Origin of the sequence: Streptomyces zaomyceticus (assembly GCF_014656215.1) — a bacterium.
In the GTDB taxonomy this organism is placed as follows: domain Bacteria; phylum Actinomycetota; class Actinomycetes; order Streptomycetales; family Streptomycetaceae; genus Streptomyces; species Streptomyces zaomyceticus.
In genome coordinates this window covers 146,045-165,691 of the sequence record NZ_BNBZ01000016.1, presented here as the reverse complement: position 1 = coordinate 165,691, position 19,647 = coordinate 146,045, and the positions used below count along the sequence as shown (strand labels likewise).

The 19,647-nt window shown below is 71.8% G+C and carries 17 protein-coding genes; 14 read left to right on the top strand and 3 right to left on the bottom strand.

The window, feature by feature from the left end:
- Positions 1-4 precede the first annotated feature (4 nt).
- Positions 5-1,807: a glycoside hydrolase family 15 protein gene (locus tag IE311_RS21690; protein WP_189833425.1), complete on the bottom strand. Its 1,803-nt coding sequence runs from the start codon at positions 1,805-1,807 to the stop codon at positions 5-7.
- A gap of 563 nt (positions 1,808-2,370) precedes the next feature.
- Here IE311_RS21690 and IE311_RS21685 point away from each other — a divergent pair.
- The 14 genes from IE311_RS21685 (at position 2,371) to IE311_RS21620 (ending at position 18,416) form a co-directional block, all read left to right on the top strand.
- Positions 2,371-4,029, top strand: coding sequence for a CTP synthase (locus IE311_RS21685; protein WP_189833424.1), 1,659 nt, complete (start codon positions 2,371-2,373; stop codon positions 4,027-4,029).
- 187 nt (positions 4,030-4,216) lie between these two features.
- A complete protein-coding gene (locus IE311_RS21680) occupies positions 4,217-4,843 on the top strand; it encodes an NUDIX domain-containing protein (protein ID WP_189833423.1) in 627 nt (208 codons plus the stop codon).
- 602 nt (positions 4,844-5,445) lie between these two features.
- On the top strand, positions 5,446-7,431 hold the full coding sequence (locus tag IE311_RS21675) for an NB-ARC domain-containing protein (RefSeq protein WP_229902065.1): 1,986 nt from the start codon (positions 5,446-5,448) through the stop codon (positions 7,429-7,431).
- Positions 7,432-7,578: 147 nt separating this feature from the next.
- A complete protein-coding gene (ald, locus tag IE311_RS21670; protein ID WP_189833421.1) occupies positions 7,579-8,694 on the top strand; it encodes an alanine dehydrogenase in 1,116 nt (371 codons plus the stop codon).
- Between the two features lie 449 nt (positions 8,695-9,143).
- Positions 9,144-10,169 (top strand): ParA family protein, encoded by a 1,026-nt coding sequence (locus tag IE311_RS21665; RefSeq protein WP_037637819.1) that lies wholly within the window; start codon positions 9,144-9,146, stop codon positions 10,167-10,169.
- Positions 10,154-10,657, top strand: a complete 504-nt coding sequence (locus IE311_RS21660) for a hypothetical protein (RefSeq protein WP_189833420.1) — start codon at positions 10,154-10,156, stop codon at positions 10,655-10,657. The genes IE311_RS21665 and IE311_RS21660 overlap by 16 nt, the downstream gene beginning before the upstream one ends.
- 423 nt (positions 10,658-11,080) lie before the next feature.
- Positions 11,081-11,986 (top strand): segregation and condensation protein A, encoded by a 906-nt coding sequence (locus IE311_RS21655; protein ID WP_373313932.1) that lies wholly within the window; start codon positions 11,081-11,083, stop codon positions 11,984-11,986.
- On the top strand, positions 11,983-12,588 hold the full coding sequence (scpB, locus tag IE311_RS21650; protein WP_189833418.1) for an SMC-Scp complex subunit ScpB: 606 nt from the start codon (positions 11,983-11,985) through the stop codon (positions 12,586-12,588). Before IE311_RS21655 ends, scpB begins: the two co-directional genes overlap by 4 nt.
- Complete coding sequence (locus IE311_RS21645) at positions 12,588-13,925, top strand: pseudouridine synthase (RefSeq protein WP_189833417.1); 1,338 nt, start codon at positions 12,588-12,590, stop codon at positions 13,923-13,925. The genes scpB and IE311_RS21645 overlap by 1 nt, the downstream gene beginning before the upstream one ends.
- A gap of 207 nt (positions 13,926-14,132) precedes the next feature.
- Positions 14,133-14,786 (top strand): nicotinamide riboside transporter PnuC, encoded by a 654-nt coding sequence (gene pnuC, locus IE311_RS21640; RefSeq protein ID WP_189833416.1) that lies wholly within the window; start codon positions 14,133-14,135, stop codon positions 14,784-14,786.
- On the top strand, positions 14,783-15,862 hold the full coding sequence (locus IE311_RS21635; protein WP_189833415.1) for an AAA family ATPase: 1,080 nt from the start codon (positions 14,783-14,785) through the stop codon (positions 15,860-15,862). Before pnuC ends, IE311_RS21635 begins: the two co-directional genes overlap by 4 nt.
- On the top strand, positions 15,859-16,596 hold the full coding sequence (locus IE311_RS21630) for an NUDIX hydrolase (RefSeq protein ID WP_189833414.1): 738 nt from the start codon (positions 15,859-15,861) through the stop codon (positions 16,594-16,596). Before IE311_RS21635 ends, IE311_RS21630 begins: the two co-directional genes overlap by 4 nt.
- Positions 16,593-17,624 carry an ADP-ribosylglycohydrolase family protein gene (locus IE311_RS21625; RefSeq protein WP_189833413.1) on the top strand — a complete coding sequence of 344 codons (1,032 nt, stop codon included), beginning with the start codon at positions 16,593-16,595 and terminating at the stop codon, positions 17,622-17,624. Before IE311_RS21630 ends, IE311_RS21625 begins: the two co-directional genes overlap by 4 nt.
- 3 nt (positions 17,625-17,627) lie before the next feature.
- Entirely contained in the window at positions 17,628-18,416 is a 789-nt protein-coding gene (locus tag IE311_RS21620; RefSeq protein ID WP_229902064.1) for a nucleotidyltransferase domain-containing protein, read from the top strand.
- 33 nt (positions 18,417-18,449) lie between these two features.
- Here the strand turns inward: IE311_RS21620 and IE311_RS21615 are convergent, their stop codons facing one another.
- Both IE311_RS21615 and IE311_RS21610 read right to left on the bottom strand, forming a co-directional pair.
- Positions 18,450-19,142 carry a nucleotidyltransferase domain-containing protein gene (locus IE311_RS21615; protein ID WP_189833412.1) on the bottom strand — a complete coding sequence of 231 codons (693 nt, stop codon included), beginning with the start codon at positions 19,140-19,142 and terminating at the stop codon, positions 18,450-18,452.
- Positions 19,143-19,152: 10 nt separating this feature from the next.
- Positions 19,153-19,647, bottom strand: coding sequence for a Rieske (2Fe-2S) protein (locus IE311_RS21610; protein WP_189833411.1), 495 nt, complete (start codon positions 19,645-19,647; stop codon positions 19,153-19,155).

Below are 19,647 nucleotides of genomic sequence, written 5' to 3'. Positions count from 1 at the left end.
TCCCTCAGCCGCCGTACGCCCCACTGGCCGTCAGGCGCAGCGCCGTGTCGATCAGCGGCACGTGGCTGAAGGCCTGCGGGAAGTTGCCGACCTGTCGCTGGAGCCTCGGGTCCCACTCCTCGGCGAGCAGCCCGAGGTCGTTGCGGAGCCCGAGCAGCCGCTCGAAGAGCGAGCGCGCCTCGTCGACCCGGCCGATCATCGCCAGGTCGTCCGCCAGCCAGAACGAGCAGGCCAGGAACGCGCCCTCGTCGCCCTCCAGGCCGTCGACCCCGGCCTCCTCGCCGGAGGTCGGGTAGCGCAGCACGAAACCGTCCTCCGTGGACAGCTCGCGCTGGATCGCCTCGATCGTGCCGATGACCCGCTTGTCGTCCGGCGGCAGGAAACCCATCTGCGGGATCAGCAGCAGCGAGGCGTCCAGCTCCTTGGAGCCGTACGACTGCGTGAAGGTGTTCCGCTCCGGGTCGTAGCCCTTCTCGCAGACGTCCCGGTGGATCTCGTCGCGCAGCTCGTGCCAGCGCTCCAGCGGGCCGTCGGCGTCCCCGGACTCGATGAGCTTGATCGTGCGGTCGACGGCCACCCAGGCCATCACCTTGGAGTGGACGAAGTGGCGGCGCGGGCCGCGGACCTCCCAGATGCCCTCGTCGGGCTGGTCCCAGTGCTTCTCCAGATAGTTGATCAGCTTGATCTGGAGGAGCGAGGCGTAGTCGTTCCGGGAGAGGCCGGTCATGTGCGCGAGGTGGAGGGCCTCGGTGACCTCGCCGTAGACGTCCAGCTGGAGCTGGTTGGCGGCGCCGTTGCCGACCCGGACCGGGCCGGAGTTCTCGTATCCCGGGAGCCAGTCGAGCTCCGCCTCGCCGAGCTCCCGCTCGCCGGCGATGCCGTACATGATCTGGAGGTTCTCCGGGTCGCCCGCGACCGCCCGGAGCAGCCAGTCCCGCCAGGCGCGGGCCTCCTCGCGGTAGCCGGTGCGCAGCATCGACGAGAGGGTGATCGCCGCGTCCCGGAGCCAGGTGTAGCGGTAGTCCCAGTTGCGGACGCCGCCGATCTCCTCGGGCAGCGAGGTGGTCGGCGCGGCCACGATCCCGCCGGTCGGCGCGTACGTCAGCGCCTTCAGGGTGATCAGGGAGCGGATCACGGCCTCCCGGTAGGGGCCGTGGTAGGTGCAGTGCTCGACCCATTCGCGCCAGAAGTCGGCGGTCGCCTCCAGGGAGCCCTCGGGGTCCGGGAGCGCCGGAGGCTCCTTGTGGGAGGGCTGCCAGGAGATCGTGAAGGTGATCCGGTCACCGGGGTTCACGGTGAAGTCGGAGTAGGTGGTGAGGTCCTTGCCGTGGGTCTCGGCGTCGGTGTCCAGCCACACGGAGTCGGGTCCCGCGACGGCCACCGTCCGCTCGCCGACCTTGTGGACCCACGGCACGATCCGGCCGTAGCTGAACCGCATCCGCAGCGAGGAGCGCATCCGCACCCGGCCGGAGACGCCCTCCACGATCCGGATGAGCTGCGGGGCGCCGTCGCGCGGCGGCATGAAGTCGGTCACCCGGACCGTGCCGCGCGGCGTGTCCCACTCGGATTCCAGGATCAGCGAGTCGCCCACGTAGCGACGCCGGTCGGCCGGGGCGGGCTCGGCGTCGGCGGGCCCGGCGGGGCCCACCCGCCAGAATCCGTGTTCCTCGGTGCCGAGGAGCCCGGCGAAGATCGCGTGCGAGTCGAATCGGGGGAGACACAGCCAGTCGACACTGCCGTCCCGGCAGACCAGGGCGGCGGTCTGCATGTCTCCGATGAGTGCGTAATCCTCGATGCGCCCGGCCACGTGCTTCACTCCAGTCGAACGGCCACGTCCGCCCCGCGGGGCGCTTGCTCAGATGCGTCGGCTGTGTTCAGCCGGGTCTGCGTGTGTCAGCGGTCAAGGGATCTTCGACGAGCTCTTGGTCCGGGTGACGGGCGGGGTGATGCCGCTGGCCGGCCGGCTCGGCGGGCAATGTCCGAGCAGGATACGTCGCACCCTAGTGACCCGGTGATCACGCCGGTAACGGCGTTGCTCCGATCGGGTGAACGGGGCTCGGTCCCGCCGTCGGGTCCCTCTGTCGTCCCACGGTCGCATACGAGGAATCCTCCCTTCCACCCTGGGGGAGGCCGGTCTCCCCGCACGCGGGAGGGTCCGTTCCGCTCGCGCGTCGCCGTCCGTGAACACCCGACTGCCGCGTGTGGCCGGAAGCGGTCTCCCGATGTCGCTGATACCCTGGTACCCCGTGGACCGGTGGGAAACGGCGACAGCCGAGCCCCCCGAAACCGCAGCGACGGCACCCCCCGATTCTTCCGGAGGGTACGCCGGTACGCACCTCCAAACGCGACCACGGGAGCCCCCTCTTGGCGATGCCGCCCAAAACCACGACGACCAAGCACATCTTCGTCACCGGGGGTGTCGCCTCCTCCCTCGGCAAGGGCCTGACCGCCTCCAGCCTGGGTGCGCTCCTCAAGGCCCGGGGCCTGCGGGTCACGATGCAGAAGCTCGACCCGTACCTGAACGTCGACCCCGGCACGATGAACCCCTTCCAGCACGGCGAGGTGTTCGTCACCAACGACGGCGCCGAGACCGACCTGGACATCGGTCACTACGAGCGCTTCCTCGACGTCGACCTCGACGGCTCGGCCAACGTCACCACCGGCCAGGTCTACTCGCAGGTCATCGCCAAGGAGCGGCGCGGCGAGTACCTCGGTGACACCGTGCAGGTCATCCCGCACATCACCAACGAGATCAAGTCCCGGATCCGCCGCATGGCGACCGACGACGTCGACGTGGTCATCACCGAGGTCGGCGGCACGGTCGGCGACATCGAGTCGCTGCCGTTCCTGGAGACCGTCCGCCAGGTCCGCCACGAGGTCGGCCGCGACAACGTCTTCGTCGTGCACATCTCGCTGCTGCCCTACATCGGCCCCTCCGGCGAGCTGAAGACCAAGCCGACCCAGCACTCCGTCGCCGCCCTGCGGAACATCGGCATCCAGCCGGACGCGATCGTGCTGCGCGCCGACCGCGAGGTCCCGACGTCCATCAAGCGCAAGATCTCGCTGATGTGCGACGTCGACGAGGCCGCGGTCGTCGCCGCGATCGACGCCAAGTCGATCTACGACATCCCGAAGGTGCTCCACACCGAGGGCCTGGACGCCTACGTCGTCCGCAAGCTCGACCTGCCCTTCCGCGACGTGGACTGGTCGACCTGGGACGACCTGCTCGACCGTGTCCACAACCCCGACCACGAGGTCACCGTCGCGCTCGTCGGCAAGTACATCGACCTGCCGGACGCGTACCTCTCGGTCACCGAGGCCATGCGGGCCGGCGGCTTCGCCAACAAGGCCCGCGTCAAGGTCAAGTGGGTCACCTCCGACGACTGCAAGACCCCGGCCGACGCCAAGAAGCAGCTCGGCGACGTCGACGCGATCCTCATCCCGGGTGGCTTCGGCGACCGCGGTGTGAGCGGCAAGGTCGGCGCGATCCAGTACGCCCGCGAGAACAAGGTGCCGCTGCTCGGCATCTGCCTCGGTCTGCAGTGCATCGTCATCGAGGCGGCCCGGAACCTGGCCGACATCCCCGAGGCCAACTCCACCGAGTTCGACCCGGCCACCGCGCACCCCGTCGTCTCGACGATGGAGGAGCAGCTGGCGTTCGTCGAGGGCGCGGGCGACCTGGGCGGAACGATGCGCCTGGGCCTGTACCCGGCGAAGCTCGCCGAGGGCTCGATCGTCCGTGAGGTCTACGACGACCAGCCGTACGTGGACGAGCGTCACCGTCACCGCTACGAGGTCAACAACTCCTACCGCGCGGAGCTGGAGAAGAAGGCCGGTCTGGTCTTCTCCGGCACCTCCCCGGACAACAAGCTCGTCGAGTACGTCGAGTACCCGCGCGAGATCCACCCCTACCTGGTCGCCACCCAGGCGCACCCGGAGCTCCGCTCGCGTCCGACGCGTCCGCACCCGCTCTTCGCGGGCCTGGTGAAGGCGGCCGTGGAGCGCAAGACGGGCAAGCCGGCGAAGTAGCCGACCTGTCGGTTCCTGGCGTTAACGTTGCCGGGGTACGGGCCCTTCCGGGGCCGGTACCCCGGCTTTCGTATGGGGCCGGGGGTCGGGGTCCGGGCCGGGTTCGGTTCGGGGCTCGTGGTCCGTGGTCCGTGGTTCGTACGTGTGGTTCGTGGTTCGTGTTCGTGGTTTGTACGGGAGGACGCAGATGGAGTTGCAGGACACCCCGGAGGAGTGGCGGGTCGTCGCGACGACGACCCCGTTCCAGGGAAACAAGACGAGTGTCCGTACGGACGACGTGGCCATGCCGGACGGCACGGTCGCGCGCCGCGACTACCAGGTGCACCCCGGTTCGGTGGCCGTCCTCGCCCTCGACGAGCAGGACCGGGTCCTGCTGCTCAAGCAGTACCGGCACCCGGTGCGGCAGAAGCTCTGGGAGATCCCGGCGGGGCTCCTCGACGTACCCGGTGAGAACCCGCTGCACGCCGCCCAGCGCGAGCTGTACGAGGAGGCGCACGTCAAGGCCGGGGACTGGCGGGTCCTGACCGACGTCTACACGACGCCGGGCGGCTGCGACGAGGCCGTACGGATCTTCCTCGCCCGCGATCTCGCGGAGGCGGAGGGCGAGCGCTTCGAGGTCTCCGAGGAGGAGGCCGACATGGAGCTGGCGCGGGTGCCGCTCGGCGACCTCGTGCGGGGGGTCCTCGCGGGCGAGCTGCACAACAACTGTCTCGTCGTGGGTGTCCTGTCGCTCGCCGCGGCACGGGCGGGGGACGGGGTCGACGCGCTGCGGGCGGCGGACGCGCCGTGGCCGGCCCGACCGTTCGAGGCGTAGAGCCCGCGGTGCGGGGCCCTGCGGGGTCTGGGTGCGGGTGCGGTCCGGTGCCCTGTGGGCTTGGGCCGCACCGGGTCGCCCACCCCCGTGTGGGCAATCGTCCCTCCCCCAGACTCCGTCCGGGGGGACCCCCAAGGCGGGACGGGTGGGCACACGGGACGGCGCCCTTGGCGGCGCGTCCGCCCCTTGCGCCTGGACCCGCACCAACAGTGCGGCGCCCTTCGGCGGCGCGTCCGCCCCCTGGGCCTTGACCCGCACCACCAGTGCGCCGCACAACGGGTGCGGGTCCAGGCCCGGAAGCCTGAGCGCCCGGCAGGGGCGACGTCCGTTGTGCCCACCCGTTCCGCCCCTGCGGAACGAATGCCCACAACGGGGGTGGGCGGCGGCCGCCGTGCCCGGACGTTCTGCCCTGGGGGTCCCCCCGGGTGGGGGAAGGGCGGCGTGCGTGGAGGGAGTGCGGTGTGACGATCTGCTGATCCGATCGGGGGATGTGACCGCCCTGCTCCGCAAGGTCCGGCACATGCCCTGAACTACGCTCGGAATCGCCCGTGCGGAGCCCCCCGCGGGATCGGCTCGTGCGCAGGTGGACGGGAGCGTGGCCCGTGACGGATCAGGCGGTGGCGGCGGCCGGCAGCCGGCAGTTCTTCGGCCGGCAGCGGGAGTTGAAAGCCCTGCGCGCCGACATCGAGCGGACCGGCCTGGACACCCTCACCGGCCGCAAGGCCCCCCGCGCCCGCGTGCTGCTCATCGCCGGCAAACCCGGCTCCGGACGCACCGCGCTCGCCGAGGAACTGGTCGCCGGACTCGCCGACCGGTACCCCGACGGGATCTTCCGGGCCCGGCTCACCGAGCCCGGCGGCGACCCCGTCCCCACCGCCCGTGTCGCCCAGGAACTCCTCGCCGCCCTCGGGGTCGCCGAACCCCCCGGGGCCGCCGAGGACGAGCTCACCGAACTCGTCCGCGGCGCCCTCGGCGAGCGCCGGGCCGTCCTGGTCCTCGACGACGCCGTCGACGCCGAGCAGGCCGACCCCCTCATCCCCGACAACCCCGACTCCCTGGTGGTCGGCGTCGCCCGCGGGCCGCTCACCGGCATCCCCGACGTACGGCCCTGCACGCTCGGCGGCCTCGACCCCAAGTCGGCCATCGAGCTGCTCACCGCCTTCACCGGCTCCGTACGCATCACCGTCGACCCGCAGGCCGCCGAGAGCCTGGTCGAGGAGTGCGGCGGGCTGCCCGCCGCGGTCGTCCTGGCCGGCGGCTGGCTCTCCACCCAGCCCAAGGCCTCCGTCGCCGATCTGGCCAAGCGGCTCCGCGCGCTCGGCGGCGATCCGCTCACCCGGGCCTTCCTGCTCGCCCACGAGGCGCTCGCGGGGCCCGCCGCCCGGATACTGCGCTATCTCTCCCTGGCCCCGCTGGGCCGGGCCGACGCCCACACCGCCTCCGCCCTGGCCGGCTGCTCGGTCTCGGCCGCCGAGACCACCCTCGCCGACTTCGCCGCCCTGGGACTTCTCGAAACGGGCGAGGACGGGCAGTACGGGGTGCCCGGCCATCTCGTCCCCCTGCTTCGCGCCCAGCTGGAGGAGCGCGACCGGCCCGCCGAGGTGCAGCTCGCGCGGGCCCGGATGCTGGAGCGGACCGTACGGCTCCTCCAGTCCTGCCGTGCGGTCACCGAACCCGAGGGCTCGCCGGCCCGGCGGAAGCTGGCCGGTCTGCCGCGTGCCCTGCGCTTCCCGAACACGGCCGCCGCGGCCGTCTGGCTGCGCTCCAGGCAGTCCTTCCTGCTCGCCTCCGCACGGCTCGCCGTCGCCGACGGGGAGCTCGACACCCTCGCCCGCCGTCTGGTCGCCTCCCTGGTCAGGGCGCTCGCCGCGCACCGGGGCGCGGAGGCCGCCGCGCCCGAGCTGTACGGCCTGCACCAGCTGGTCCTGGACGTGGCCGAGCGGCGCGGGCTGCACCGGGAGCGGGCCGCCGCCCTGCTGAACCTGGCCGATCTCGATGCCCGTACCGGACGGACGAAGGAGGCTCTGCTGCGATATCGGTCGGCTTTGGATGCCGGGCGCGCAGCAAATGACCCGTACGCGACCGGTCGCGCAATGGAATCCGTAGGTGGGTCCTATCAGGAGCTGGGGGACTGGCAGCGGGCCGGCGACTGGTACGGGCGGGCGCTCGCCCAGCGCCTGGCCAGGGACGAGCGGGCCGACCAGGCCCGGCTCTACGGCCGCCTCGGCGCCGTACAGACCTATGCGGGCCGGTACGGCGAGGCGCTGCGGAACTGGCGCGCCGCCGCGGCCGGCTACCGGCGGCTGGACGATCTCCCGGGCCACGCGCGGGCGTTGAGCGAGGCGGCCCGCGTCCAGGAGTACGCCGGGCGGCCCGAGGAGTCCCTGCGGACCTGCGAGGAGGCGGTGGAGTGGGCCCGGCGCGCCCAGGACACCCGGCTGCAGGCCGCGCTCCAGCTGCGGCTCGCCGACACCCTCGACCGGCTCGGCGACCCCGCCGCGGCCCGGCTGCACCGGGCCGCAGCGGAGAGACTGCTGGAAACGGAACGATCAGCCTACGAAATCCGCAGTGGGTCCGTCGAAGATTAGTACTTTGAAAGGCTAGACAGCGGGAACTCCTTCATTAGACTGGGTGCGCCGCGTTCGAACGTGGTCTGCCCCGGTGCGCCGCAGTGCATCCGGGTATGTATCGCAGTGCCCCATGTATCCCCCCTGATTCAAGGACCGTGATCGACGATGAAGGTCGGCATCCCCCGCGAGGTCAAGAACAACGAGTTCCGCGTGGCCATCACCCCTGCGGGTGTCCACGAGCTCGTCCGCCACGGCCACCAGGTCTTCGTCGAGCAGAACGCCGGTGTCGGCTCCTCGATCACGGACGAGGAGTACGTCTCCGCCGGCGCCGAGATCCTCCCCACCGCCGACGAGGTCTGGGCCACCGCCGACCTGCTGCTCAAGGTCAAGGAGCCCATCGCGGAGGAGTACCACCGCCTCCGCAAGGACCAGACGCTCTTCACCTACCTGCACCTCGCCGCCTCCAAGGAGTGCACGGACGCGCTCCTGGAGTCCGGCACCACCGCCATCGCGTACGAGACGGTCGAGACCGCGAACCGCGCCCTCCCGCTGCTCGCCCCGATGTCCGAGGTCGCGGGCCGCCTGGCCCCGCAGGTCGGCGCCTACCACCTGATGCGCTCGGCCGGTGGCCGCGGCGTCCTCCCCGGCGGAGTCCCCGGCACCCACGCCGGCAAGGCCGTCGTCATCGGTGGCGGCGTCTCCGGCTGGAACGCCACCCAGATCGCCGTCGGCATGGGCTTCCACGTGACCCTGCTCGACCGTGACATCAACAAGCTCCGCGAGGCCGACAAGATCTTCGGCACCAAGGTGCAGACGATCGTCTCCAACGCCTACGAGCTGGAGAAGGCCGTCGTCGAGGCCGACCTCGTCATCGGCGCCGTCCTCATCCCGGGCGCCAAGGCCCCGAAGCTGGTCACCAACGAGCTCGTCGCCAAGATGAAGCCCGGAAGTGTCCTTGTCGACATTGCGATCGACCAGGGCGGTTGCTTCGAGGACTCGCACCCGACCACCCACGCCGAGCCGACCTTCCAGGTCCACAACTCGGTCTTCTACTGCGTCGCCAACATGCCCGGCGCGGTCCCGAACACCTCCACCTACGCCCTCACCAACGCCACGCTGCCCTACATCGTGTCGCTGGCGAACAACGGCTGGGTCGAGGCGCTGCGCCGCGACGCCGCGCTCGGTCTGGGCCTCAACACCCATGACGGCAAGGTGGTTTACAAGGAGGTCGCCGAGGCGCACGGTCTCGAGCACGTCGAGCTGAGCACCCTCCTGGGCTGACCTTCGCGGCACCGCCGTCAACGCGTGCCGTCAATGCCGCACACCCGGCCGGACCTTGTTCGACAAGGTCCGGCCGGATGCGTGTCCGGCCTCGCCGAAACGTTCGGCCAACTCGCCTCGAACGTAACCCTTTAACCGTTTCGCACACCCCTGAAACGTGTGGATGCATGCCTGCGCACCCTTGACAGAGAGGTGTTCGGTTGCCGACACATCGGGCCGGGTCCGGCGGATTGTGTTGCTGCGGAGCGGTGACACGCCATAGAGTCGCCAACCGTCGGCATGGTGCCACGCTGACCTATCGATAAATGTTCCTGGTGACATCCAAGGAGGTAAGACGACTTGTGAATGAGTCGACAATTACTCCCGGGAGCGGTGCGCCAGGTGCTCCGATCGGCTCCGTCGCGGTGCGGACCTTCGCGACGCACCAGCCCATGACGACAGCCCACACGATGAAGACGATGGACGGCCTACACGTGAACGCCACGGCCGGCAACGAGATGGGCCGAGAGTCCACCCACTTCGCCGCCTTTGACGAGGTGCCCGAGGGGCACTTCTACGACCCCGACGCCGAGTACGAGCCCGACCCGGAGTACGCGGCCACCCTCGCACCCGACGCTGCCCGGCAGCGCCGCGAGCGGATCGGCCCCACCGGACGGCCCCTGCCGTACTTCCCGATCCCGGGTCCACTGACCGACCACGGACCCGCGAAGATCATCGCGATGTGCAACCAGAAGGGCGGCGTCGGCAAGACCACGTCGACCATCAACCTGGGTGCCGCGCTCGCGGAGTACGGACGACGGGTCCTGCTCGTCGACTTCGACCCGCAGGGAGCCCTGTCGGTCGGCCTCGGCGTGAACCCGATGGAGCTCGACCTCACCGTCTACAACCTGCTCATGGAGCGGGGCATGTCGGCGGACGAGGTCCTCCTCAAGACCGCCGTACCCAACATGGACCTGCTGCCGAGCAACATCGACCTCTCGGCCGCCGAAGTCCAGCTCGTCAGCGAGGTCGCGCGCGAGTCGACGCTCCAGCGCGCCCTGAAGCCGCTGATGAACGACTACGACTACATCGTGATCGACTGTCAGCCCTCGCTCGGCCTGCTGACCGTGAACGCCCTGACGGCGGCTCACAAGGTCATCGTGCCGCTGGAATGCGAGTTCTTCGCGCTGCGCGGAGTGGCCCTGCTGACCGAGACCATCGAGAAGGTCCAGGAGCGGCTCAACCCCGAGCTGGAGCTCGACGGCATCCTCGCCACGATGTACGACTCCCGGACCGTGCACAGCCGTGAGGTCCTCGCGCGCGTCGTCGAGGCCTTCGACGACCACGTGTACCACACGGTCATCGGGCGGACCGTGCGCTTCCCGGAGACCACGGTCGCCGGCGAGCCCATCACCACGTACGCCTCCAACTCCGTGGGCGCCGCCGCCTACCGTCAGCTCGCCAGGGAGGTGCTCGCCCGGTGTCACGCCGAGTGAGTCTGCCCGGCGCCGACGAACTCTTCCGTACGACCGGGGGGACGGCGCTCCAGGCGTCCGCACCCCGCCGGGCCGTCCCCGCACCCGCGGGTGAGAGCGATCCGACGGCGGCCGAGGGCTCCGCGGAGCACACGGCGGCCGACTCCGAGACGGCGGAACCGCGCGCCCGGACGGCGGAGCCCGAGAGCGCCGCTCCGAAGGCCGCGCCCTCCGCCGGAGTGCCCGCCCCGGCGGGGGCACGGCGGCGCGGCGGCCGGGCCCCGAACCGGCGGCCCAGCGGCCGGGAGCGCCACGACGAGAAGATCACGGTCTACGTCTCCGCCGAGGAGCTGATGGACCTGGAGCACGCCCGGCTCGTGCTCAGGGGCGAACACGGGCTCGCCGTCGACCGGGGGCGGATCGTCCGGGAGGCCGTCGCGGTCGTCCTGGCGGACCTGGAGTCCCGCGGCGACGCGAGCATCCTCGTGCGCCGTCTGCGCGGCCGCTGACGGTAGCCTGCGGGCTGCCACGCCCACCGTTCTCCCTGGACCTCCATGCACCACGCCTCTGACGAAACGTCCCGCCCACCGCGCCGCCGTGTCCTGGGGCGCGGCCCGGGCGAGACGGAGGCGGCCGGCGCGGCCGCGGCCGAGACCGGCGGGGAGGGGGAGGACGGCCGGAGGGCGAGCGGTCGCCCCGGCCCCGAGGCCCGCGGCGAAGCGCGGCCCGGGACGGGCGGTGTCCCTCGGCCCGAGGCCGACGACGCTGCCGGCCTCGATGCGGCTGTCGATGTCGATGCCGGTGTTGAAGCCGAAGCCGAAGCCGAAGCCGGTGGTGACTCCGAGCCGGAGGCCGGGTCCGAGACCGGGGCTGAACCCGAGGCCCGGACCGATGCCGATGTCGGCGCCCGTGCCGATGCCCGCGCAGCTGCCGTGGCCGATACCGGGGCCCGCGCCCGGGCCCGGAGCGGGGCGGAGGACACCGGAGCCGGGCGCGGTGGTGACGGTCCCGGCGGTGGCGGCAGTGGTGACGGCGGCGGGGTCGGTGACGGGCGGTTCACCGTGCGCCTCGCCAACTTCGAGGGGCCCTTCGATCTGCTGCTCCAGCTGATCACCAAGCACAAGCTCGACGTCACCGAGGTCGCCCTCTCGCAGGTCACCGACGAGTTCATGGCGCATCTGCGCGCCCTGGGGCCCGACGGGGACCTCGACCAGACCACCGAGTTCCTCGTCGTCGCGGCCACCCTGCTCGACCTCAAGGCCGCCAGGCTGCTGCCCGCCGCCGAGGTGGAGGACGAGGCCGACCTCGCGCTGCTGGAGGCCCGCGACCTGCTGTTCGCCCGGCTCCTCCAGTACCGGGCCTACAAACGCATCGCGGCGATCTTCGAGGAGCGCTGGGAGGCCGAGGGCCGCCGCCACCCCCGTACGGTCGGACTCGAACCGCACCACGCCGAGCTGCTCCCCGAGGTCGTCATCTCCCTCGGCGCCGAGGGCTTCGCCAGGCTGGCCGTCAAGGCCATGCAGCCCCGGGCCGAGCCCCAGGTGTACGTCGACCACATCCACGCCCCGCTGGTCAGCGTCCGCGAGCAGGCCGGTGTCGTGGTCGCGCTGCTGCGGGAGCGCGGGACGGCGCTCTTCCGGGAGCTGATCGAGGACGTCGGCGACGACACCCTCACCGTGGTCGCCCGCTTCCTCGCCCTTCTGGAGCTCTACCGGGAGAAGGCCGTCGCCCTGGACCAGGAGACCGCCCTGGGGGACCTCACGGTCTCCTGGACCGGCGGGGAGACGGACCCGTCCGGGGTCGTGACCGACGAATTCGACCAGGAGGCAACCGCATGAGCGACCTCAAGCCCGCCCTCGAAGCCGTCCTCATGGTCGTGGACGAGCCCGCCACCGAGGCGCATCTCGCCAAGGTCCTGGAGCGCACCCCCCGAGAGGTGGCCGACGCCCTGCGCGAGCTGGCCGACGAGTACACCGCCCAGGGCCGTGGCTTCGAGCTGCGGCAGGTGGCCGGCGGCTGGCGCTACTACACCCGCGCCGAGCACGCCGCGGCCGTCGAGGCCTTCGTCCTGGAGGGCCAGCAGGCCCGGCTCACCCAGGCGGCCCTGGAGACCCTCGCGGTCGTCGCGTACCGCCAGCCCGTCAGCCGTTCCCGGGTCTCCGCGGTCCGCGGGGTCAACTGCGACGGCGTGATGCGCACCCTCCTCCAGCGGGGTCTGGTGGAGGAGACGGGCGCGGAACCCGAAACAGGTGCGATCCTGTACAGGACGACGAACTACTTCCTGGAGCGGATGGGCCTTCGCGGCCTGGACGAGCTCCCCGAGCTGGCGCCCTTCCTCCCCGAGGCGGAGGCGGTCGAGCCGGACTCGCTGGAAGGGGTGCCGTCGTTCGATCCGGATGCACCGGATCGTGAGGACGACGACGACAAGACGGAAGTTTGATGCGAAGCAGCAGCGGCAGGAACAGCAGCGGAAACAACGGCGGGAGCCGTGGTGGCAACAGCGGCGGCCGCGGCGGCAGCAGCGGTGGCGGCCGTGGTGGCAGCGGCGCCGGCGGTGGCGGCTACCGGGGCTCCGGTGGCGGCTCCGGCAGCGGTGGCGGTGGCTACCGCGGCGGCTCCGGCGGCAGTGGCAGTGGTGGCGGTGGCTACCGTGGCGGCTCGGGCTCCGGCTCCGGTGGCAGTGGTGGCGGTGGCTACCGCGGCGGCTCCGGTGGCGGATACCAGGGCGGCGGCGGTGGCGGTTACCAGGGCGGCGGCGGTCGTGACGACCAGAAGCGCCCCAGCAACCCGCGCCGGCCTCGCCCCGAGGAGCGCAACTACGACGTGAGCCCGCCCGCCGAGGCCCCGAAGAAGGGTCGCGGCTCCGCGGCCCGCGGCGGCGCCAAGGGCGGCCCCAAGGCCCCGCAGGGCGGCACCCCGCCCCGTCGTGGCCCGCACGGGCAGCGGCAGGCCCCGGCCCGCTCGCGCGAGCTCGACGCCAGGATCGAGCAGCGCAACCGGGAGCGGTACGAGAACCGGCCGGAGATCAAGACCCCGAAGACCTTCCCCGGCGCCGAGCAGGAGGGCGAGCGGCTGCAGAAGGTCCTCGCCCGTGCCGGCATGGGCTCGCGCCGCGCCTGCGAGGAGCTCATCGAGCAGGCCCGCGTCGAGGTCAACGGCGAGATCGTCCTGGAGCAGGGCAAGCGCGTCGACCCGAAGGACGAGATCAAGGTGGACGGCCTGACGGTCGCCACCCAGTCGTACCTGTTCTTCGCGCTGAACAAGCCCGCCGGCGTCGTCTCCACCATGGAGGACCCGGACGGCCGTCAGTGCCTCGGCGACTACGTCAACAACCGTGAGACGCGTCTCTTCCACGTCGGCCGGCTCGACACGGAGACCGAGGGCATCATCCTGCTCACCAACCACGGTGAGCTGGCCCACCGCCTCACGCACCCGAAGTACGGCGTGAAGAAGACCTACCTGGCCGCCATCACCGGCCCGCTGCCCCGCGAGGTCGGCAAGCGGCTCAAGGACGGCATCCAGCTGGAGGACGGCTACGCCAAGGCCGACCACTTCCGCGTGGTCGAGCAGACCGGCAAGAACTACCTGGTCGAGGTCACGCTGCACGAGGGCCGCAAGCACATCGTGCGCCGCATGCTGGCCGAGGCCGGCTTCCCGGTCGAGAAGCTGGTCCGCACGGCCTTCGGCCCGATCGGTCTGGGCGACCAGAAGTCGGGCTGGCTGCGCCGCCTGACCAACACGGAGGTCGGCATGCTGATGAAGGAAGTCGGCATGTAGGGCCCCCGGCCCGCTGTACCGGAGAAGCCCGTGACCGCCCGGCGGTCACGGGCTTCTCCGTGTCCGGGGCTGGGTCCGTGTCCATGCCCGCCCCCCGTGTCGGTGCTCGCGCTCCGATCCGTGCTCCCCGTCGCGCTCCCCGTCTTTCCGTCTTGTGGCGGGAGCCCGTCCCCCTTTATAGTCAACATGACTCTTAAGGAGGCGGGCGTGAGCCTCGCAAGCATCGTCGAACCCCTGCAGCAGCCGCTCTTCACCGTTCTGGACACCCCGGTCAGCTGGACCGAGGTCCTGGGATTCGGCAGCGGGGCGCTCTGTGTCTGGCTCGTCGCCCGTCAGCACCTCGCGAACTGGCCCATCGGCATCGCCAACAACCTCTTCTTCGTCCTGCTCTTCACGCAGGCGGGGCTGTACGCCGACGCCGGCCTCCAGATCGTCTTCATCACCCTCGCCGTGTACGGCTGGTGGACCTGGACCCACGGGGGTGGACCAGGCTCCGACGCCCTCCCGGTGCGCCGCACCACGCGCACCGAATGGACGTGGCTGATCACGGCGGGGGTGGTGGGGACCCTCGCGCTCACCCTGCTGCTCGACCGCGCCACCGACTCGACCGTCCCCTTCTGGGACGCCCTGACGACCGCGCTCTCCCTCATGGCGACCTACGGCCAGTGCCGCAAGCGCCTGGAGTCCTGGTGGCTCTGGATCGCCGCCGACGTGGTCTACGTACCGCTGTACGCGTACAAGGAGCTCTACCTGACCTCCCTGCTGTACGTCGGCTTCATGACGCTCTGCGTCCTCGGCCTCCGCGGCTGGACCAAGGACCTCGCCGCACGCCGCGCCCTCGCCGTGGAGGTCGCCGCGTGAAGCGCTACGGACACGGCCTGGTCCTCGGCAAGTTCTATCCGCCGCACGCCGGCCACCACCATCTCGTCGAGACGGCCCTCGCCCGCTGCGAGCGCCTCACCGTCCTCGTCTGCGCCTCCTCCGTGGAGTCCGTCCCGCTCGACGAGCGCGTCGCCTGGATGCGCGAGATCCACCCCGACGCCCTCGTCGTCGGAGCCGTCGACGACATCCCCGTCGACCTCCACGACCCCGACGTGTGGGACGCCCACATGGCCGTCTTCCGGGCCGCCGTGCCCGAACGCGTCGACGCCGTCTTCACCTCGGAGCCGTACGGGGAGGAACTGGCCCGCCGCTTCGGCGCCGCAGCCGTCTGCGTCGACCCCGGGCGCACCCGCTTCCCCGTCTCCGGCACCGCCGTCCGCGCCGACCCCGCCGGCTGCTGGGACTTCCTGGAGCCGCCGGTGCGCTCCGCGCTCACCCGGCGCGTGGTCGTCCTCGGCGCCGAGTCCACCGGCACCACCACCATGGCCCTCGCCCTCGCCGACCACTACCGGCGGCGCGGCGGCGTCTGGGCCCGCACCCGTTGCGTACCGGAGTACGGGCGCGAGTACAGCGAACTCAAGCTCGCCGAACTCCGCGCCGAGCGCCCCGGCGCCGAGTGGGCCGACGTCGCCTTCCACTCCTCCGACTTCCCCGTCATCGCCCAGCGCCAGGCCGAACTGGAGGAGGAGGCGGCGCGCGACGGCTCGCCCGTGCTCTTCTGCGACACCGACGCCTTCGCCACCACCATCTGGCACGAGCGGTACATGGGCACCAGCAGCCCCGCCACCGGCGAGATCGCCGCCCACGGCCGCCAGCACCTCTGGCTGCTCACCGACCACCGGGGCGTCGCCTTCGAGGACGACGGACTGCGCGACGGGGAGCACCTGCGGCCCTGGATGACGGCCCGGTTCCTCACCCAGCTCGCGCACAGCGGCCGCCGCACGGCTGTCCTCAGCGGCCCCCACGAGGAGCGGCTCGCGGCGGCGGTCGCCGCCGTGGACGGGCTGCTCGCCGAGGGCTGGCACCTCACCGACCCCCTGCCGGAGCGACGATGACCGGTCACCGCGTGCCCGAGGGGTACGACCCGTACGCCTTCGAACCGTTCGCCGTCACCGTCGACCTCGCCGTCCTCACCCTCCGCGAGGACCGTCTCCACGTGCTGCTCGTCGAACGGGGCCAGGAGCCCTACGCCGGATCCTGGGCGCTCCCCGGGGGATTCGTACTGCCCCGCGAGTCCGCCGAGGGCGCCGCCCGCCGCGAACTCGCCGAGGAGACCGGGCTCTCGGACGGCACCGTCGCCGGACTCCACCTCGAACAGCTCCGCACCTACAGCGAGCCGGACCGCGACCCGAGGATGCGCGTCGTCTCCGTCGCCTTCGCCGCGCTCGTCCCGGACGCACCCGAACCGCGCGGCGGCGGCGACGCGGCCCAGGCCCGTTGGATGCCGTACGGGACCCACGGACGGCTCGCCTTCGACCACGACCGCATCCTCGCCGACGCCCACGAACGGGTCGGCGCCAAGCTGGAGTACACCTGCCTCGCGACCGCCTTCTGCCCACCGGAGTTCACCCTCGGCGAGCTGCGGCAGGTCTACGAGACGGTCTGGGGCGTCGAGCTCGACCGCCCCAACTTCCGGCGCAAGGTCCTCACCACGCCCGGCTTCGTCCAGGCCGTGGAAGGACCTCCGCGCCTCACCGGCGGACGGGGGAAACCGGCCGCCCTCTACCGGGCGGGCGAGGCCACCACCCTCCATCCGCCCCTCCTGCGACCGGAAGGACGATCCACGTGAACCTCGCACGCACCGCCACCAAGCAGGCCGCGACCGGCTCCCTGATCGGGCTGGCGCTCGGCGACGCGCTGGGCTTCCCGACCGAGTTCAACGACGTGCCCGCGATCCTCGCCAAGGTCGGCCCCTGGCGGGAGATGCCCCTGCCCGTCCGCGGCGGGAAGGCGTATGTCACCGACGACACGCAGATGGCACTCGCCTTCGCCCGGGGCATCCGCACCGCGATGGACCGCGGTGTGCTCGCCCCAATGCGGCTCGCCCGGCCCGTCCGGGACGAGTTCGTCGACTGGTACCACTCCCCGGAGAACAACCGCGCCCCCGGCAACACCTGCCTCAGAGCCTGCGGGCTCCTCGACAGCGACCGGCTTTGGCAGGACGCCAGCCAGATCCACTCCAAGGGCTGCGGCGCCAACATGCGGGTCACCCCCATCGGGCTCGTCCCCGGGCTCAGCGAGGAGCAGCGGGCCGGTGCCGCGCAGCTCCAGGCCGCGCTGACCCACGGTCACCCGACCGCGCTGGCCGCCTCCGACCTCACCGCCCGCGCCGTGTACCTCCTCGCCCAGGGCGTCGACCCGGCCGGCCTGGTCGGACAGCTCCGCTCGTACGCCTACGAGAACCGCGACCGCTACCACGAGCACTGGCTCGGCGACCTCTGGACCCGCTCCCAGGACCCCTCCGCCCTCTCCTTCGTCCGGCGCGGCTGGGACGAGTGCCTGGCCGTCCTGGAGCGCCTGGACGCCGTCCAGCGCACGGCCGACCCGGAGCTCGACCCCTGCACGTACACCGGGGACGGCTGGATCGCCGAGGAGGCCCTCGCGACCGGGCTCCTCTGCTTCCTCCTCTTCCCCGGCGAACCCCTCACGGCCCTGCGCCGGGCCGCCTGCACCCGCGGAGACTCCGACTCGATCGCCGCCCTCGCGGGCGCCTTCGCCGGAGCCCACCTCGGCGCGGACGCCTGGCCGAAGGAGTGGGAGGAGACCATCGAGTACCGGAGCGACCTGCTGACCCTCGGGGCGCTCTGGGACTCTTGATCCATGACGCTCTCTCTCGACACCGCCGGGACCGCCGGTTCCGCCCTCGACGCCGGCCTCGGCGCCGTCGTGGCCGAACAGCCCGATCCGCTGCTCTTCGCGACCGTCTCCGGTGCGCACCTGTACGGATTCCCGTCCCGTGACTCGGACGTGGACCTGCGCGGCGCGCATCTGCTGCCCGTGGACGCGCTGATCGGGCTGCGCGAGCCCGAGGAGACCCGCAGCCGGATGTGGGACCGGGACGGCGTCGAGATGGATCTCGTCACGCACGACCTGCGGAAATTCGTCCGGCTGATGCTGCGCCGCAACGGCTACGTCCTGGAGCAGCTCACCTCCCCGCTCGTCGCGCACACCACGGAGACCCACGCGGAGCTGATCTCCCTCGTGCCGGAGGTGCTCACCCATCACCACGCGCACCACTACCGGGGGTTCGCCGGGACGCAGTGGCGGCTCTTCGAGCGCAGCGGTGAGCTCAAGCCCCTGCTCTACACCTACCGGGCGCTGCTCACCGGCATCCACCTCATGCGCGCGGGCGAGGTGCAGGCGCATCTGCCGACGCTGGTCGGGGAGGTGGCCGAGGCGCCCGCCCGGCTGCCCGACCTCGTCGCGGCGAAGGCGGCGGCCGAGCACGGGCTCGCCGAGGTGGCGATCGAGGACGTACGGGCCGAGACCGAGGCCCTGCACGGGGTCCTCGACGAGGCGCAGGCCGCGTCCGGCCTCGGGGAGGCGGCGGTGCGCGCCCACGACCTGCTGCACGATCTCGTCGTCCGGGCACGACTGGGCGCTCTCTAGGAGGAGCGTCCCTGGGGGCCGCCGCTCAGGGGATCACGTGAGCGTGTCGAGCGCGGAGGCGCGCCGTGCGCGGATCAGGAAGTCCTGCACGCGCGCGTGGTCCGGGGCGGCCGGGAGCGGGGTCGTGTCGAGGGCGTGGTCGGCTTCCTCCTGGAGGCGGTTCATCCAGGACTCCACGTCGGGCCAGGACACCTCGCCGCGCTTGACCGCGAGCAGCCGCTCGCGGTCCTCGCCGACGTCGATCCGGAGCTCGCCCGAGCGCAGCAGGTCCCGGCAGCTGGTCAGGAGCCGCAGCAGGTGCATGGCGTGCTTCCAGCGGGGATGCCCGTACTGGCGGACGTCCGCGTCGAGCTTGCGGCGCTGGCCGCCCGCGTAGCGGACGAAGGTCTGGTGGGCCTGCCGGGAGAGGAAGGCGCCGCGCAGCGAGAGCAGCTCGCGGCCGAGCTCGTCGACGTGCTCGACGACGGGGGAGTGGAGACACTCCAGGACGTTCGGGTTGTTGCGGAGGGCCAGCTCGCAGAACCGTTCCAGCTCCCAGCTGAACTGCTCCTCGGCCGGCCCCTCCACATGCGCGGGGGGCTTGTCGAAGTGCCAGAACAACGGCGTCGGGGCGAGATACACGCCCCGGACGTCCGTGTCGCTGCCCTCGGTCGCGAGACCGAACGCGCGCGAGCCCATGACACAGGAGTAGATCGTGTGTGCGCGCACCAGCTCGTCCGGAGTCATGCGGGCCAGATTACGTGAGGATGATCGAGTCCCCCGAGACGGTGATCTGCTTGGCAGGGAGGGGGCGAGGAGCCGGTCCCGCCACCACCGCCGCGTCGGTGACCTTGAACTTGGAGCCGTGACAGGGGCAGTCGATGGTGCCGTCCGCGACCTTGTTCACCAGACAGCCCTGATGGGTGCAGACCGCCGAGAACGCCTTGAACTCCCCGGCCTCCGGCTGGGTGACGACCACCTTCTCCTTGTCGAAGACCTTGCCGCCGCCGACCGGGATCTCGGAGGTCTTGGCCAGGGCCGTGCCGGCGGGGCCGCTGGGGGACGGGGTGGCACTCGGAGCCGCCCCGGTGGTGCCCGTGGCGGCCGGGGCACTCGTGCCGGGCGCATCCGGGGTGGCCGGGGCGCTCGTCGTCGTACCCCCATCGCCGCCGTCGTCCGAGCCGCAGCCCGTCGTCAGGGCCGCGGCGGAGGCGAACAGGACGGTACGGCGAGTCGTGGCGCTTGAAGTCAT